Annotated in this window: 15 protein-coding genes and 1 tRNA gene; 13 read left to right on the top strand and 3 right to left on the bottom strand. The window is 47.3% G+C overall.

All coding sequences use genetic code 11. From position 1 onward, the window contains the following. The coding region (locus FYJ53_RS21955; RefSeq protein ID WP_369522214.1) for an IS3 family transposase at window positions 1–91 on the top strand (91 nt) is incomplete at its 5' end. An 81-nt stretch (window positions 92–172) separates the two neighbouring features. Here FYJ53_RS21955 and FYJ53_RS20465 read toward each other — a convergent pair. Continuing rightward, window positions 173–829 (bottom strand): Crp/Fnr family transcriptional regulator, encoded by a 657-nt coding sequence (locus tag FYJ53_RS20465; protein WP_148430359.1) that lies wholly within the window; start codon window positions 827–829, stop codon window positions 173–175. 138 nt (window positions 830–967) lie between these two features. Between FYJ53_RS20465 and FYJ53_RS20460 the strand changes: the two genes are divergently transcribed. The 4 genes from FYJ53_RS20460 to FYJ53_RS20445 all read left to right on the top strand — a co-directional run bounded on the left by FYJ53_RS20460 (window position 968) and on the right by FYJ53_RS20445 (window position 6,328). Further along, complete coding sequence (locus tag FYJ53_RS20460; protein WP_013380918.1) at window positions 968–1,417, top strand: OsmC family protein; 450 nt, start codon at window positions 968–970, stop codon at window positions 1,415–1,417. 183 nt (window positions 1,418–1,600) lie between these two features. Further along, window positions 1,601–1,677: transfer RNA gene (locus tag FYJ53_RS20455), tRNA-Arg, on the top strand. A 163-nt stretch (window positions 1,678–1,840) separates the two neighbouring features. Beyond that, window positions 1,841–3,280 carry an extracellular solute-binding protein gene (locus FYJ53_RS20450; RefSeq protein WP_013380916.1) on the top strand — a complete coding sequence of 480 codons (1,440 nt, stop codon included), beginning with the start codon at window positions 1,841–1,843 and terminating at the stop codon, window positions 3,278–3,280. 18 nt (window positions 3,281–3,298) lie between these two features. Continuing rightward, the gene (locus FYJ53_RS20445; RefSeq protein ID WP_227930322.1) at window positions 3,299–6,328 is read left to right on the top strand and encodes an EAL domain-containing protein; all 3,030 of its coding nucleotides are present in this window, start codon (window positions 3,299–3,301) and stop codon (window positions 6,326–6,328) included. A 32-nt stretch (window positions 6,329–6,360) separates the two neighbouring features. Here the strand turns inward: FYJ53_RS20445 and FYJ53_RS20440 are convergent, their stop codons facing one another. Further along, a complete protein-coding gene (locus FYJ53_RS20440) occupies window positions 6,361–6,603 on the bottom strand; it encodes a helix-turn-helix domain-containing protein (protein WP_090412961.1) in 243 nt (80 codons plus the stop codon). Between the two features lie 177 nt (window positions 6,604–6,780). Between FYJ53_RS20440 and FYJ53_RS20435 the strand changes: the two genes are divergently transcribed. The 7 genes from FYJ53_RS20435 (at window position 6,781) to FYJ53_RS20405 (ending at window position 13,308) form a co-directional block, all read left to right on the top strand. Next, window positions 6,781–8,856, top strand: coding sequence for a PTS sugar transporter subunit IIC/EAL domain-containing protein (locus FYJ53_RS20435; RefSeq protein ID WP_148430361.1), 2,076 nt, complete (start codon window positions 6,781–6,783; stop codon window positions 8,854–8,856). 76 nt (window positions 8,857–8,932) lie between these two features. Beyond that, complete coding sequence (locus FYJ53_RS20430; protein WP_148430363.1) at window positions 8,933–9,937, top strand: DUF3089 domain-containing protein; 1,005 nt, start codon at window positions 8,933–8,935, stop codon at window positions 9,935–9,937. A 59-nt stretch (window positions 9,938–9,996) separates the two neighbouring features. Beyond that, window positions 9,997–10,449, top strand: coding sequence for a DUF2975 domain-containing protein (locus tag FYJ53_RS20425; RefSeq protein WP_148430365.1), 453 nt, complete (start codon window positions 9,997–9,999; stop codon window positions 10,447–10,449). A gap of 11 nt (window positions 10,450–10,460) precedes the next feature. Continuing rightward, window positions 10,461–10,688 (top strand): helix-turn-helix transcriptional regulator, encoded by a 228-nt coding sequence (locus tag FYJ53_RS20420; RefSeq protein WP_090412950.1) that lies wholly within the window; start codon window positions 10,461–10,463, stop codon window positions 10,686–10,688. Window positions 10,689–10,873: 185 nt separating this feature from the next. Beyond that, complete coding sequence (locus FYJ53_RS21950) at window positions 10,874–12,400, top strand: DUF4153 domain-containing protein (protein WP_148430367.1); 1,527 nt, start codon at window positions 10,874–10,876, stop codon at window positions 12,398–12,400. Between the two features lie 82 nt (window positions 12,401–12,482). Continuing rightward, window positions 12,483–12,878 carry a DUF134 domain-containing protein gene (locus tag FYJ53_RS20410; protein WP_227930321.1) on the top strand — a complete coding sequence of 132 codons (396 nt, stop codon included), beginning with the start codon at window positions 12,483–12,485 and terminating at the stop codon, window positions 12,876–12,878. A 10-nt stretch (window positions 12,879–12,888) separates the two neighbouring features. Continuing rightward, on the top strand, window positions 12,889–13,308 hold the full coding sequence (locus FYJ53_RS20405) for a NifB/NifX family molybdenum-iron cluster-binding protein (RefSeq protein ID WP_090412945.1): 420 nt from the start codon (window positions 12,889–12,891) through the stop codon (window positions 13,306–13,308). Window positions 13,309–13,331: 23 nt separating this feature from the next. Here the strand turns inward: FYJ53_RS20405 and FYJ53_RS20400 are convergent, their stop codons facing one another. Continuing rightward, a complete protein-coding gene (locus tag FYJ53_RS20400) occupies window positions 13,332–13,925 on the bottom strand; it encodes a TetR/AcrR family transcriptional regulator (protein ID WP_090412942.1) in 594 nt (197 codons plus the stop codon). Between the two features lie 189 nt (window positions 13,926–14,114). On the opposite strand from FYJ53_RS20400, the gene ftsH reads away from it, so the two are divergent. After that, window positions 14,115–15,950, top strand: coding sequence for an ATP-dependent zinc metalloprotease FtsH (gene ftsH / locus FYJ53_RS20395; RefSeq protein WP_154557722.1), 1,836 nt, complete (start codon window positions 14,115–14,117; stop codon window positions 15,948–15,950). Window positions 15,951–16,018: the final 68 nt, after the last annotated feature.

Here is a 16,018-nt window from a genome sequence, read left to right as displayed (position 1 = left end):
CCTTGACTACTACAATAACCGTCGTATCAAAGCCAAGCTAAAGGGCTTACCTCCTGCTGTTCACAGGAAGCAAGCCCTCGAAGCTGCTTGATTTAATTCTTTTGTCTAACTTTTGGGGTTCAGATCAAAAAGCCGGCTTTTTAAATACGAAAATAATAGTATAAATAAATATTTAAGAGCTTAAAGAAAGGGATTCCGGATCCAGAAGCGTAATTTCTCCTCGGGAGAGGAGAACGAGCCCTTCGGATTGAAACTGGTTGAGCAGACGAGTTACAACCTCACGGGCCGTCCCTAAATCCCGCGCCAAGGCATCATGCGTTAAATGGAGCGTCCTGCTTTTTTCCAGACGGTAGTGCTCTAAAAGAGCGTTGGATAAGCGGTTTCGCATGCTGGAGAAGGCAAACTGATTAAAGCGATCCATAATGATGGAAAAGTTGTTGGCGACCATACCGAGGGTAAAATCCTTCACACTCGGGTTTGTATCGCTGACGGCTTTAAAGACATCCTTTGGGATGATACAGCTTTCAGTGTCTTCCTCATAGGCGATATCAATATCAAAATTTAGATTATGGATCATGCAGGCAGCGCTGAGGATGCAGACCTCGCCTTCGAGCAGGCGGCATAAAGTAATTTCATCCCCTTCGGGCGAGGTAATGAAAATGCGCGCGCGTCCCTTTTGAAGAATATTGAGACCGATACAATTGCCGCTGTATTGATGGATTACAGTTCCTTTTTCATATTTCTGGATAAAAACGCTATGATTGATGGCGGCCTTTTCTGAATCGGTCAGGGCATCCCAAAATGGGAGAAAGGAAATAGATTCAGACATGATGAACCTCCGATTGTTAATTTTATTAAATTCATTATAACAGTTTATTCTAAATTTAGCCATAAAGCGCTTCAGTGACTTTGTCACCGACACGCAGCCTTTAGTAGGATATAATAGAAAAAAATGAGGAGGTTTGCAATGAATACAATATTTAAGGCAACAGCAAAAAAGTTACCAGAAGGTTTGCAGGTTGAGACAACCGCACGGAATTTCAAAATTTTATTGGACGAACCAGAAGATCTGGGTGGGACCAACAAAGGATTAAATCCTGTGGAAGCAGTATTGAGCGCTCTGGGAGCCTGCCAGACCATCTGCGCATATGCTTTTGCGGGAGCCATGCACATTGATTTAAAGGACTTTTACGTCGAGCTGGAGGGTGACCTCGATCCAGATGGTTTTATGGGGCTGAACAAAGAGGTGCGAAATGGGTTTTCTGAAGTTCGTTTTACCATGCATATGACAACCGACGCATCACAGAAAAAAGCGGAAAAACTGGCGGATTTCATTGAATCGCGCTGCCCGGTAGGCGATTGTCTGGAAAATCCGGTAAAATTAATAAGGACTGGTGTGGTAATACATCAGGAATAATGGAAGGCCAGTGAAAGCTGGCTTTTTTATTTTGGTAAAAAAACGTTTGATTTGGTAAAAAGATCGATAATGACAATGGTTTGTTTTATAATAAGAATTGCGTGTTTTCTATTTGCCAAGAGTTTTTTTGAAAAATGTATTTGCATTTTAATTTCTTTATAGTATAATAGACCAGTAGCAAATGCGCCCGTAGCTCAGGTGGATAGAGCAATGGTCTCCGAAGCCATGTGCCGTTGGTTCGAATCCAATCGGGCGCACCATATAATATGTGTTTTTCAAAGTCTGGTCTCTCACAAAAAGAAACCAGGCTTTTTTTATTATACTATGAATTTTATTAATAGCTTAACTTTATTTTAAGCTGGCTAATTTGTCTGTTATGGTATATAATCATTATAATATACTTAAATGAAAAGGGGGAAGAGTATGAAAAAGAAAATTGGCATTTTATCATTTGCCGTTCTGCTTGTTTTATCGGTTACATTGACGGGGTGCAGTTCCTCGCCGGCGACTAAGGTTAAGCTGAGTCCTGATGATCCGGTATCGCTAGAAGTATGGCATTATTACAACGGTCCACAGAAAGAGTCCTTTGACGAAATGGTAGCAGAGTTTAATGATACCGTCGGTATGGAAAAGGGTATTACCGTCGAAGCTTTTAATAAAGGAAACGTTAACGAGCTGACCGACGCGGTGCTGGCTTCAGCCAACAAAAAGGTTGGTGCGGATGAGGTGCCGGATATTTTTGCCGGTTATGCCGATACGGCCTATCAGGTTGACAAGCTTGGAATGGTTGCTTCTCTGGACAACTATCTGACTAAAAAGGAAATTGAGGAGTACATTCCGAGCTATATCGAAGAGGGCCGTTTTGACAGTGAAGAAAATTTAAAAATTTTCCCATTTGCCAAGTCAATGGAAGTCATGATGATCAACAAGACTGACTGGGATAAATTTGCTTCTGCCACTGGAGCATCACTGGACAGCTTAAATACCATTGAGGGATTGACAGAAACAGCCAAAAAGTATTATGACTGGTCTGGTGGTAAAGCCTTCTTTAACCGTGACGCCATGGCAAATTATATGATCATCGGTTCTAAGCAGCTGGGTGTTGAAATTTTTGAGGTTAAAAACGGAGAGGTAACCTTTAACCTGGATAAGAATGTTATGCGTAAGCTTTGGGACAACTATTATGTACCTTTTATTAACGGGTATTTTGCCTCTTACGGACGTTTTGCTTCTGATGATGCCAAGACCGGCGATATTGTTGCGCTGGTTGGCTCATCCTCAGGCGCAACCTATTATCCTTCCAAGGTAACAGTCAGCGATACGGATAGCTACCCGATCGAAACAGTAGTAATGCAGGCGCCGGAATTTAAAGACGGCGAAAAGGTAGCGGTACAGCAAGGAGCCGGTATGGTCGTCGTTAAATCGGATGAACGCAAAGAATATGCATCGACTGTTTTCCTGAAATGGCTGACCGAGGCGAAAAGAAACATTGACTTTTCAATTACTTCTGGCTATCTGCCTGTAAAGAAAGAGGCGAATACCCGTGAAATGCTGGAGACCGCAATGAAAGAAGCGGGCGGCAATGCCATTTCTGATAATCTTGCTAAAACCCTTCCGGTGGCTGTGGACATCACTAACAATAATGAGCTTTACACCAATAAGGCCTTTGAAGGCGGCACGAATGCCCGTAATATTCTCGAGGCTTCAATGAAAAAGAAAGCCATAGCTGATGCAGAAGCTGTAAAAGCCGCCGTTGCTTCCGGCACTGCTAAGGAAGCCGCTGTTGCAGCCTATAATACCGATGAAAACTTCAATCAATGGTATGAAAAACTGAAAAAAGAACTGGAAGAAACTCAAAAATAATGCTCAACGAGGTGTTCAATGGCAAAGCATAAATTTTTGGATTGGGGTAACCGGTCCATTATCCGAAAAATTTTCACTCCAATGATTATTGTCATGGTGATACAGGCAATCCTGTTTTCCTTTGTCATCCTGTGGGGTGGAACAATTGAACAATTAAATAACAACGCTTTGGACATCCTCAACGAAAGAGTCATTAACCGGAAAAATTACCTTGAGAACGAAATGATTCAACGCTGGTCCAATGTGGATGAGTCGGTTAAGAGCATCAACAGCACTGTCGAAAGTGTGCTGAAGGAAAAAAATGCTTCGGTGCAGGATATCGCTACAAACCCGGCACTGCCCGAAGCCATCATTTCTTCAAATACCCGAAATCTGATTTATCTGCTCCGAAAAAATTTTGTGACAGGTGCTTTTATTGTTTTGACAGGCAATGACACAAATTATGAGCTAGAGCCGGGGCAGTCTGTACAGAAGACCTCCCTGTACATCCGGGATTCAGACCCGGGGAATGACGTTGTGGACAATTCAGACCTTTCACTGGAGCGGGCACCAGTCGATGTCACAAAGGCCACGAATGTGACCATGGCAACTGGCTGGGCGCCGCTGCTGAACTTCTCGGGAGATGACCCTGACGCGTCGGCTTTTTATTACAAGCCGCTTAAGGCCGCTGCGGAGAACCCTGATCTCGCCTATTCGGACCTTGCCTACTGGAGCCGTCCTTTTAAACTGAATTCAGACGAAAGCGATGTGATTACCTATTCGGTGCCGCTGAGAACAGATAACGGGACGATCTACGGTGTGCTGGGTGTTGAAGTCTCAACAGACTATCTCCAGAAGATCCTCCCAAACACCGAGCTGGATTCCAATAAGAACGCCTCCTACCTGCTGGCGGTGGATGCTAATCAGGATGGAAGCTTCCAAAATGTGGTAACTACGGGGACAGCCTATAAACGCCTTGCCGGAAATGCCGACCACACAACCTTTGAAGATGATCCCTATTATAAAAATATCTATGGGATAAAAAAGAATGAGCGAATCACAGAGGACGCGCTCGGCGCGGTTCAATACCTGAACCTGTACAACAGCAATACGCCTTTTTCGGGAGATAAGTGGGCCCTTGTCGGTGTGACCACCAATAAAAACCTGTTTGCCTTTTCGGATATGGTTATGCGGATGGTTATGATCGCATTGGTTATTTCACTTGCCATTGGGCTGATTGGCATTCTGCTCGCTGGTATCCATTTTACCAAGCCCATTACAACTTTGGTGCAGCAGGTTAAAAAGAGTAATCCCAGAATGCCGGTAAACCTCGATAAAACAAATATTACAGAGATTGATGAGCTGGCCGGCGCCATTGAGACCCTGAGTCAGGATGTGGCCAGCTCCGCCTCCAAGCTCTCGCGCATCATCGCCATTGCAGGCATACCGATCGCCGCTTTTGAAATTAATAAGGTGACAGATGAGGTCTACTGCACGGACAGCTTCTTTAAGATGCTGAATTTAAGCCATGTGAAAGAAGTGGCTGACGGTTTGAATAAAGAAAATTTTGAAACCATCATGCTTAGCCTTAAGATACTGAGCCAGGATTTTGATTCTCAGACAAATGTGACGGTTATTGAAATTATGGATCAGAACAAGCAGAGCAAATGGATTGAAATTAAGCTGGTAGAGGACGATATGAACATTCTCGGCGTTATCCGGGATGTGACCATTGAGACCCTGGAACGGCTGAAAATAGAGCATGAACGCGACTATGACATTCTGACCAACCTGCTGAACCGGAGAGCTTTCTACGCCGCGCTGAACGAGCGTTTTGGGGCGCCTGAGACGCTTAAAACGGCAGCGGTTCTCATGCTTGACCTGGATAACCTGAAGTACATTAATGATACCTATGGTCATGATTTTGGGGATGAGTATATACGCAGCACAGCGAATATACTTAAGCAGTTTGCTTCTCCCAACGCGATTTTTGCAAGAATATCCGGCGATGAGTTTTATGCTCTGATTTATGGCTATGACAGCAAGGATCAGATACGTCCCATTATATCGGAGATACGGCAGAGGCTTTTGAACACGGCCTTCCCGCTGTTAAATGACCCTGAGCTTAAAATACGGGCCTCCGGTGGTGTGGCCTGGTATCCGGATGATTCATGCTCTTATGAGGCGCTTTTAAAATACGCTGATTTTGCCATGTATCAGATTAAGAATTCTGTGAAGGGTGAGTTCTGCGAGTTTGATTCCAAGAGCTACAGCGAAAACGCCTATCTTCTCGAAAACAAAGAGGAACTGAATAAATTTATTGACGGAAATCTGGTCGATTACCACTTCCAGCCCATTGTTGATATACGTGATGGGCAGATCATCGGCTATGAGGCGCTTATGCGCTCCAGGCTTTCGACGCTGAAGACCCCGATGGAAATTCTGGCGCTTGCCAAGTCACAGTCTAAGCTTCATCAGATTGAGTGGCTGACCTGGTTTAACAGCCTCAAGGCACTCAAAGAAAATCAGGAAGCCTTTGGCGGTGCTCGGATGTTCATCAACTCCATTTCAAATCAGCTGCTCTCCAGCGATGAGATGGAAGAGCTGGAACAGCTTTACCAGCCCATTCTGGGGCAGGTTGTTGTCGAGCTGACAGAGGAGGAGCGGACAAACGAAAGCTTTACACGTAAAAAACAGCGTTACATCCGGAACTGGGGAGCGGGCTTAGCCCTGGATGACTTTGGAACAGGCTACAACAGTGACGCAAACCTGCTTTTTATGACGCCGGATTATGTAAAAATTGATATGTCGATTGTTCAGAATATTGATGAGGATGTTAACCGGCAAAAGCTGCTGCAAAATCTGGTGACCTATTTCAAGGAAAGAAAAATCAAGATTATTGCCGAAGGGGTGGAAACCATCAGTGAGCTGAGCGCGCTGATCCGCTTTGGCGTGGACTATGTCCAGGGCTTCTATCTGGGCAGGCCAAATCTGCATCCACAGAAGCTGACAGATGAACAGGTTGCAGAAATCTTACAGTTAAATGAAGAAGCCAGAAACGAAGTATAAAAAGAAAACCCGGAATGGATATCCGGGTTTTCTTAATGGTTGCAGTAGTTATAGACCGAACCGACGCTCAGACCAAAATTTTCCGCAATTTCTGCGTAGGTACAGCCCTTTGCGCGGTAGTTCTTAATCAATTCAATATCCTTGCTGTTCAGCTTGCGCTTTCTTCCGGCGCCGCGGCTGTTCTGCGCCTCAAGCTGAGCCTCGAGTTTGGAGATATAATCTTTTTTTGTCTGGAGCTGATCCTCCAGTAGCCGAATCTGTTCATATGGGTCCATGAGAATGACTCCTTTCAAAAATTAATTTATGAACATATTATAACGGATATTTCTTAAAAATTCAATAATTAATTTTTGAAAAACACAGATATTTGTGAAAAGCGTTTCTTTTCGCTTTAAAAAATGTCTGGAATAGTATAGAATAGAGGAAATAAAAAATGAAAGAGAGAAAATGTTGTGAAAAAAATTCTGAGCGGCAGCATCGAAGAATTATTCAGCAGACTTGAGGAAAACCGCATACTGACCGCTGTACGTGACGGAATGATCCTGGCAATACCGTGGATTATGGCCGGGTCCTTTGCGCTGCTGCTTAAAAGCCTGCCGATACCGGCTTACAAGGCTTTTTTAGAAACCTTTTTGAATGGCTTTTTCTTAAATATGCTGCTGCTGATTAACGACGCGACCCTTGGTATTATCTCACTGATTCTGCTGCTGACGATCAGCCTCAGTTTTGAAAAGCAGACAAGTACCGAAAATTTAGGGCTTCTTCCCCTCATCAGCCTCTGCGCTTATATCGCCTTTGCCTATAATATTGAGAGTGGATTTACCTTTGAGATCTTTCAGAGCACCTGGCTTTTTAACGCGGTGGTGGTCTCGATTGTGACCTGTCTGCTCTACGATAAATTATCCATGCTTTTTTTAAACACCTTTAAATCTTATTCTGAGGGGGCGGACAATCATTTTAACCAGGCTCTGGCAGCGCTGGTGCCGGGTGGGATGATTATTTTCCTGTTTGCCCTTTTAAATAATCTGATGGTGATGGTTTTTGGCATCCCCAATTTCCAGATGCTGGTATCCAATTATCTTTTTGGGCTTTTTCAGCATTTGGGGAGGGGGCTGGGCAGCGCGCTTTTCTTTGTGTTTATTATGCACTTTTTGTGGTTCTTTGGCGTGCACGGGGCCAATATGCTGGATGACGTCGCCAAAACCTTTTTCAGCCAAGGCCCGTGGATTGCGACCAAGACCTTTTTTGACACGTTTATCTTTTTTGGCGGCTGCGGGGCGTTGCTGTGCCTAGTGGTTGCCATCTTTATCGGAGAACGGCGTAAAAGCGTGCGTGAGCTCTCGGCCATAGCGACCTTTCCGGTTCTGTTTAATATGAATGAGCTGATCCTTTTTGGCATCCCTGTGGTCTTTAATCCTGTTTATTTTATTCCCTTTATCATTACGCCGCTGGTACTGACGCTTATCAGCTATGGTGCTTTTTATTTTGATCTGGTACCGATGATCACAAGCACAGTAGAGTGGACAAGCCCGATTTTTCTGAGCGGCTACGCGGCCACTGGCTCCATTGCCGGGAGTCTGCTCCAGCTTTTGAACCTGACGGTGGGCACTTTGATATACCTGCCTTTTGTGTACCTGTCCCAGAAGCAGCAGCTCAAAACCCTGACCCGACAGATTGAGGAGCTCAGCGATGTGGTCAGAAGGGCAGAGGAGAGCGGTGAAAAGCCGGTTTTACTGAGACGCACAGGCAGACTGTCGACAGTGGCCAAGGGCCTTGTCAGTGAACTGCGGCGGGATATCCGAAGCCGCAGCATCAACCTTTATTATCAGCCCCAGGTTAACGCGGAGGGCAGGGTGATCGGTGCGGAGGCGCTGCTCAGGTGGAAGCATCCTGTGGCAGGATTTCTTTACCCGCCGCTGGTCATTGCCCTGGCTGAGGAAGCAGGCTTGCTTGAAGAGCTTGGCCGGATTATTACAGAGACGGCCTGTGACGATTTGGAAGGGCTCCGGCCCCTGGTCGATGACCGGTTTATGATTTCCGTCAACCTGACCGCAAGCCAGCTTGATAATCCCCAAATTTACGAGCAGATGAAAGCCCTGCTGGATCGTTACAGCTTTGGGCCCTGGCAGCTGGGCCTTGAACTGACAGAGCAGATGGCGCTGTCCAGCTCACAGGCGATGACAGACCGGCTGATGGCGCTTCACGAGATGGGCATGCCATTGATTATGGATGACTTCGGAATGGGGCACAGCTCACTGATGTATCTGCAGAATAACCAGTTTGATATTGTCAAGCTTGATGGCTCGCTTGTAAAGCAGCTGATGAGCAATAAGCGCAGCAGTGATATTATCTCCTCGATCATCTACCTGTCGCACTCGCTTAAATTTGAGGTGCTGGCTGAGTTCGTGGAGACCGCCGGGCAGCGAGACGCGCTGCTGGCGCTGGGGTGCAGAAATTATCAGGGCTACCTGTACAGCCCGGCCATCCCCATTGACGCGCTGAGGCTTTTTATACAGAAAACCGATTGAAATGCCGCCGGCAGTTGAGACGTTACCAGTCTTTTAAAATGGGTACAATTGTTGTAACAGCAAGGAGAAATAATCAATGAAACTGAGCAGTATTAAAGCACCAGATTACAGACAATTGAAAAACTGGGCGGCTTCTCCCCATAAGCCCTCTCCCAGTGACCTTGTCCCCTCGTTTTTATCCGAGGAAGACTTTAATAAAACAGCGGATGTTTTTTTTATCCATCCGACCACTTATCTATGCCAGCGGCATGGGCGCTGCAGCATTATGCTGGACCGAACCGAGGTGAACCGGATGAGGGCCCGGGCCAATGATGAGCCCTGGAACAGTGACACTGACGATACGGCCCTTAACGCTTTTACGGATCAGGGGACGATCCGGATGCAGGCCAGTGCGTTTAACCGCTGCGCCAGAGTTTTTGCGCCGAGGTACCGGCAGGCCCATGTAAAGACTTTTTTTCTAAAGCCCTCAGACGCGGTTCAGGCCGCCTTTGATATGGCCTATTCCGATATTCGCAATGCCTTCAGCTATTATCTTGAGCATGAAAACAACGGCCGGCCAGTGATCATCGCAGGACACAGTCAGGGAAGCTTTCACGGGCTTCGGCTGCTGAGAGAATTTTTTGACGGCACCAGCCTCCAGAGGCAGCTGGTGTGCGCTTATCTGCCGGGCTTTCAGATCCCTCATAACCATTTCAGGCAGCTTCCCTTTGCCAATACACCGGAGATGACCGGCGGCTATCTGGGCTGGAGAAGCTATCAGCGCGGCACTGTGCCGGAGGACCTGCCTGCCGAGAGAGGGGACTCCCTGTGTGTTAATCCCTTTATCTGGAACGATACCATCTTTAAAATATCACTGGGGAAAAAGGAATATGGGATTGAAGACTGTACTCATTTGATGCCTCAGGGCATGGCAGCCACCATTGAGCCCAGAACCGGGGTGCTGCTGGTGGATTTGCCGGATACAGTGCCGGAGAAAATGAAAAGGCATCAAAACCTCCATTTATATGATTATAGTCTTTTTTGGCTCTGTATTCGGGAGAATGCCGCGTTAAGAATCCAGAGCTTTATTGATAAACAATAAAAAGGTCTTGCCTCTCAATAAAAAATATGGTATCTTAAGGATAAAGAGGAGGTTCTGCTATGTGGAATGAAACAAAGAGCCTGACTTTATCCAAGCTGTGCGTAAAGCTTTTTATGGCTTTGCTTATAGGCCTTGGCGTCAGCGCGCCCTTTTGGTTAAAAAGCCTTCTGGCCTTTTACTCAGAGCTGGGGCTGGAGGCTTTTTATGCCTATTTTTTAATGACAATTTACGCCTGCTGCGTACCGGCGGCGCTGCTTTTGTACCATTTGTACCGGCTTTTGAACAACATTGGCAGGGATCAGATTTTTAACGCTGAAAATGTCCGTCACCTCCGGGTGATTTCCTGGTGCTGTATTGCGGCTGGATTGGTTTGTCTGATTTCCGGGCTTTACTATCTTCCATGGCTTTTACTCGCTGTGGCGGCAGCCTTTATCGGGTTAATCCTGCGGGTGGTAAAAAACGTGGTTCGGCTGGCAGTGGTCTTAAAAGATGAGAATGACTACACGATTTAGGGGGGACAGAGATGCCCATTGTTGTTAATATTGATGTCATGATGGCAAAGCGTAAAATATCAGCTGGTACACTGGCAGAAAAAATTGGAATTACCCCTGCTAACCTGTCGATTCTTAAAAACAATAAAGCCAAGGCTGTACGCTTTACAACGCTTTATGCCCTGTGCAGGGCGCTGGACTGTCAGCCGGGTGATCTTCTGGAATATATACCGGATGAAGACCCGGATAGCAGTGCATAAAAAGGACGACCGTCCGAAATAGACGGTCGTCCTTTTTGGCGTTTATCAATTGATAATTATCGAAAAACAATAAAAATAACTTGAAAAACAGAAAATAACGTGTTATACTGTCCTCAATGTAAGAAGTGTTTTGAGAAATTAAGAGCTCAAAACGTGCATGCAGCTTCTGCACAGGAGGACTTACAGTGAAAGAAAATACAATTTATCTGAAAAGCCAGGAAACTCAGCAGGTGTCTGTCGAAGAAAAACTTTTGGCGGCAATGTCGCTGTTCATGGCCTATGTTTTTGTGCGCTGCTTTATTCCCGGTTACTACGGATTTCTGGGAATGACTGTAACACTGTTCACAGCGGTGTTTGCCTTGGGAGGCGGCTTTTATTTTCATAAAAAGGGCTTCGCCTTTACAGGGGAAAGCCTTTATTGGCTTGTAATGGCACTGGCACTGGGAGGGAGCTATACGCTTTTTGTGAACCAGCGCCTGAACGTGCTGATGCTCCCTGTCCTTTTCGCCGCGCTGGCCTATTGGGTGCTGTGCGCCGCGGGTGTAAGAATCGGCAGGGGAAGCTTTTTCCTTTCGGATCTTTTTAATGGGTTTCTGGCATTGCCGCTCTTTAACTATACAAGGGAATGGCATACCTTTAAAAAAATGGGTAGCGGAAGCAGCACAGGCCACGCCCTGAAGGCTGTTTTGCTGGGGCTTGTCCTTGGCATGCCGATTTTCCTGGTGGTGCTTTATCTGCTGGTTGAGGCCGACGCGGCCTTCCAGGCGATGATTGGGCGTTTGTTTTTTAATGTGCCCCAAATGTTTTTGGAGATTTTGAGGATTGCGTTGGCGTTTGTTCTTTCAGCTTATTTCTTTGGTTTATTTTATGGCGCGTGCAAAAAAGAAAAGACAGTGTTTGACGCTGTGAGTCTGGAAGCGCAGAAGCAAAAGCTGAAAAAGCTGCCAGCGGTTACGGGCTGTACGGTTTTTGGCCTTTTATGCCTGGTCTATTTTATGTTCTATGCCGCCCAGGGCGGCTACTACTTTTCGGCTTTTTGGGGAAGCCTGCCGGGCGGCGGCATCACCGCAGCCGAGTATGCCAGACGCGGTTTCTTTGAGCTGTGCCAGGTTTCAGTCATCAACCTCTTTGTAATGGGGGCAGGACAGCTCTTTTTGCGAGAAGCTCAAAAAACGATCCGCATACTGCTCAAGTGCCTGAATGTGACGCTTTCAGTCCTCACCCTGTTGCTCATCGCGACTGCGCTCAGCAAAATGTTTTTGTACATTGGGCGCTTTGGCATGACACAGCTCCGGGTTTTTACCAGCTGGTTCATGCTCCTGCTGGCCCTGTTCTTTATCCTGCTGATCATCCGCCAGTTCAGGGCCTTTGCGGTTATGAAGACCTGCGCGGCGGTGGCGGTGGCCATGGTGGTGGTGCTCAGCTATGCGAATATGGACCGGATGACCGCTGTTTACAATCTTTCGGCTTACGGTAAGGGTCAGCTGGAGGAGCTGGACATGGATACTCTGGCGGCCTGCGGCCCCGCGGCGGTTGAGCCGATGAAGGCCTTCTATGAGCAGACAGAGGATGCCGGAGCCAGAGAACGCATTGAGGCCTATCATCACGCTCAGTACGCCTCCTATCTGGCTGAAACGCGTTTTTACGGCTATAACCTGGAGTATGACAGGGCATCTGCGCTTTGGAAAATGGATTGGAAAGCCGCGGAATAAAGGACTGATTGAAAAGATTATTGACATATGCCCATAATAACGGTATAATAAGGACAGATGAACCACTGAGGGAGGAATAGATATGCCAAGGCCAACGAAACGCAGGCGGATATGCGGAATGCCTGAGGGAAAAATATTTGTCTGTGCAGACGCGTGCGAAAAGCAGTCTGAGCCGGTGGTGATGACGCTGGAGGAATACGAGACTGTCCGGCTCATTGACCATGTTGGCCTTAACCAGGAAGCGTGCGCAGAACAGATGGCAGTGGCCCGCACAACGGCCCAGCGCATTTATAACAGCGCCCGGTCAAAGCTGGCAGAGCACCTGATTACGGGCGCGACGCTCAAAATTGAGGGCGGAAGCTATGATATCTGTACCGACCGGGAATGTGGCTGCAGAATGCGGCAATGCGGCAAAAGACAATGTGGCTGTCATCAGGAAAAGGGACCCTGTCCTAAAAAAACCGAAAAAGAGGAATGAGGTATAACAATTGAGAATTGCAGTTACTTACGAAGATGGACATGTATTTCAGCATTTTGGGCATACCAGCCAGTTTAAGATTTATGATATTAACGCAGACCAGATTCTGGCCTCGCAGGTCGTGGACACCAATGGCGTTGGACACGGGAGCCTGGCAGGCTTTTTAAAGGATGAATCCGTTGACCTGTTAATCTGTGGCGGTATTGGCGGCGGAGCTCAGAATGCCCTGATGGACGCGGGCATCCTGTTTAAGGGCGGCGTAGCCGGCAGCGCAGATCAGGCTGTTCTGGCTTATATGAACGGCACCCTGGACTACAACCCCAATGTCCACTGCGATCACCATGACCACGCCCACGGCGAGAGCTGTGGCCACCATCATGAAAACGGCGGCTGCGGCCAGCATGGCCATAGCTGCGGACATCATCACTAATCAAATAAAAAAGGCGGTGGACATTAATCCATCGTCTTTTTATTTTGGCCGAAGGCCAGGATGCCGCCCTCAATAAACTGGTTCAGAGCCTGATTGACAGTTTCGGGTGAATAGAATTCCCGGTGCTGCATACAGTTTTGGAGGACACCGGCGCAGCCGTAGGTGATAAAAGTGGTGCAGATCTCCTGGGACAGGGGATCGCCCTCAAATATTTTTGTATAGCCTTCATTGGATAAAAGCTTTTCCTTAAAGACTTTGTGAAGCTTTTTAAAGAACATCTCAGATTCTCTGGAGTTGAGAAGCCTCTGGCTGAGCTTGATGTCTTTGTTCAGATAGCAGTCGATGGGGTGCATCATATCTCCGATGTTTTCAACCGAATTGTTGAGATTGTCGAGGAAATGACTGAGGTTCTCGATGGCCTCGTCTTCAATCTGCTCGAGGACATCGTAAACGTCGCGGTAATGGGCGTAAAAGGTGCCCCGGTTGATGTCGGCCCTGTCGGCAATGTCCTTTACTGTAATTTTTGAAATTTCTTTTTCAGCAGCCAGCTCCATAAAAGCTGTTTTTATGAGCTTGCGCGAACGAATGGCGCTGCGGTATTCCGCTTTACTTCCCATGGATTAAGCTCCTTTTAAGTTGAATTTTATAAAATCAAACAAATTTACGTAATATGTTCAATTTTGTACAAAAGTCGATGTATTGTTTATTGAAAGAAGTGGTTTCCTTTATTATAATACAACCAACGTACAAAAATCAACATTTGTTTAATTTTATTGGAGTGTTTAAAAATAATTAAAGGAGAAAAAATGGAACAGAAAAACCCCCCTAGAAAACCCCTCATATTTTATTATCTGATCGGACTGGTGATCATCATGCTTCTCAACGTGCTGGTATTCCCGTCGCTGATGAAGGAGCAGGTAACCGAGGTTGATTACGGAACCTTTTTATCCGCCATCGACAGTGGAACCATTGATGCGGTTGAAATAAATAACGATGAAATTGTGTATAAGACAAAGGACGGCAGCGGTAAAGAGACGATTTACAGCACCGGTAAAATGGACGATCCCGACCTGGTCAACCGTTTGTCTGCCGCCAAGGGCAGCAATGACCAGGGCAAAATTTCCTTTACCCAGATTGCACAGCAGAGGACATCCCCCATTATCAGCTTCCTGCTCACCTGGATTCTTCCCTTCCTGCTGATCTTTGGAATCGGGCAGCTCATGGGCAACAGGCTTCAGAAGAAAATGGGCGGCAATGCCATGACCTTTGGCAAGAGCAACGCGAAAATATACGTGGAGGCGGAAACCGGCAAAACCTTTAAGGATGTGGCTGGCCAGGATGAGGCCAAGGAGGCCCTGACAGAGATTGTCGATTTTCTGCATAATCCTAAAAAATATGCCGACATCGGCGCGAACCTGCCAAAGGGCGCTCTGCTTGTGGGCCCTCCGGGAACCGGTAAAACCCTTCTGGCAAGAGCCGTGGCGGGTGAGGCGAAGGTCCCGTTCTTTTCGATCTCGGGCTCTGAATTTGTGGAGATGTTTGTTGGTATGGGCGCGGCCAAGGTTCGGGACCTGTTTAAGCAGGCCACCGACAAGGCGCCGTGTATTGTCTTTATTGACGAGATTGACACCATAGGCAAGAAGCGTGACAGCAAGGGCTTTACCGGAAACGACGAGCGTGAGCAGACCCTTAACCAGCTGTTGTCAGAGATGGATGGCTTTGATGGCAAAAAAGGCGTTGTTATCCTGGCTGCGACGAACCGTCCGGAAACCCTTGACCAGGCGTTGCTGCGCCCGGGCCGTTTTGACCGGCGTATCCCGGTTGAGCTGCCTGATCTCAATGGCCGTGAAGCGATTCTGAAGGTTCATTCTCAGGATGTCAAGATGGATGGGAACATTGACTATAACGCCATTGCCCGGGCCACTGCCGGTGCCTCTGGCGCGGATCTGGCCAATATCATCAACGAGGCCGCCCTGCGTGCTGTGCGCTGTGGCCGCAATAGGGTTAAGCAGAACGACCTCGAGGAAAGTGTTGAGGTTGTCATTGCGGGCTACCAGCGCAAGAATGCAGCCATATCCCCCAAAGAAAAGGAAATCGTGGCTTACCACGAGGTGGGGCATGCCCTGGTGGCGGCAAAGCAGACCGATTCGGCGCCGGTACACAAGATTACCATTATCCCGCGTACTTCTGGAGCCCTGGGCTACACCATGCAGGTGGATGAGGGTGAACACAACCTGATGAGCCGGGATGAGATCTACAATAAAATTACGACCTTTACTGGCGGCAGAGCCGCTGAGGAAATTATCTTTAACTCGGTGACCTCCGGTGCGTCCAATGATATTGAGCAGGCTACGCGGCTGGCCAGGGCCATGGTTACCCGCTTTGGTATGAGTAAGGATTTTGGAATGGTGGCCCTGGAAACAGTGGACAACCCTTATCTCGGCGGCGATACCTCGCTGGCCTGCTCTGCCGAGACGGCCGCCCGGGTAGACCGGGAGGTCATGGATATTATCGGCAGTGCCCATGAGAAGGCCATTGGTATCCTGAAGGATAATCAGGAAAAGCTCCACGAGCTGGCCCGTTATCTGCTCGAAAAAGAAACCATCACAGGAGAGGAATTTATGGAGATTCTGAACCGTTAAGACAAAAGAGGACGGCCGCCCGTTTCGGACGGTCGTCCTTTTGTCATTTTTTGAAATAGTAAAAGGGC

The sequence above is a fragment of the Eubacterium sp. BL-380-WT-2B genome, assembly GCF_009696115.1.
Classification (GTDB): Bacteria; Bacillota; Clostridia; order Eubacteriales; family Eubacteriaceae; genus Eubacterium; species Eubacterium callanderi.
Note: the sequence above shows the minus strand (reverse complement) of the source record. Positions and strands in the feature narration are given on the sequence as shown.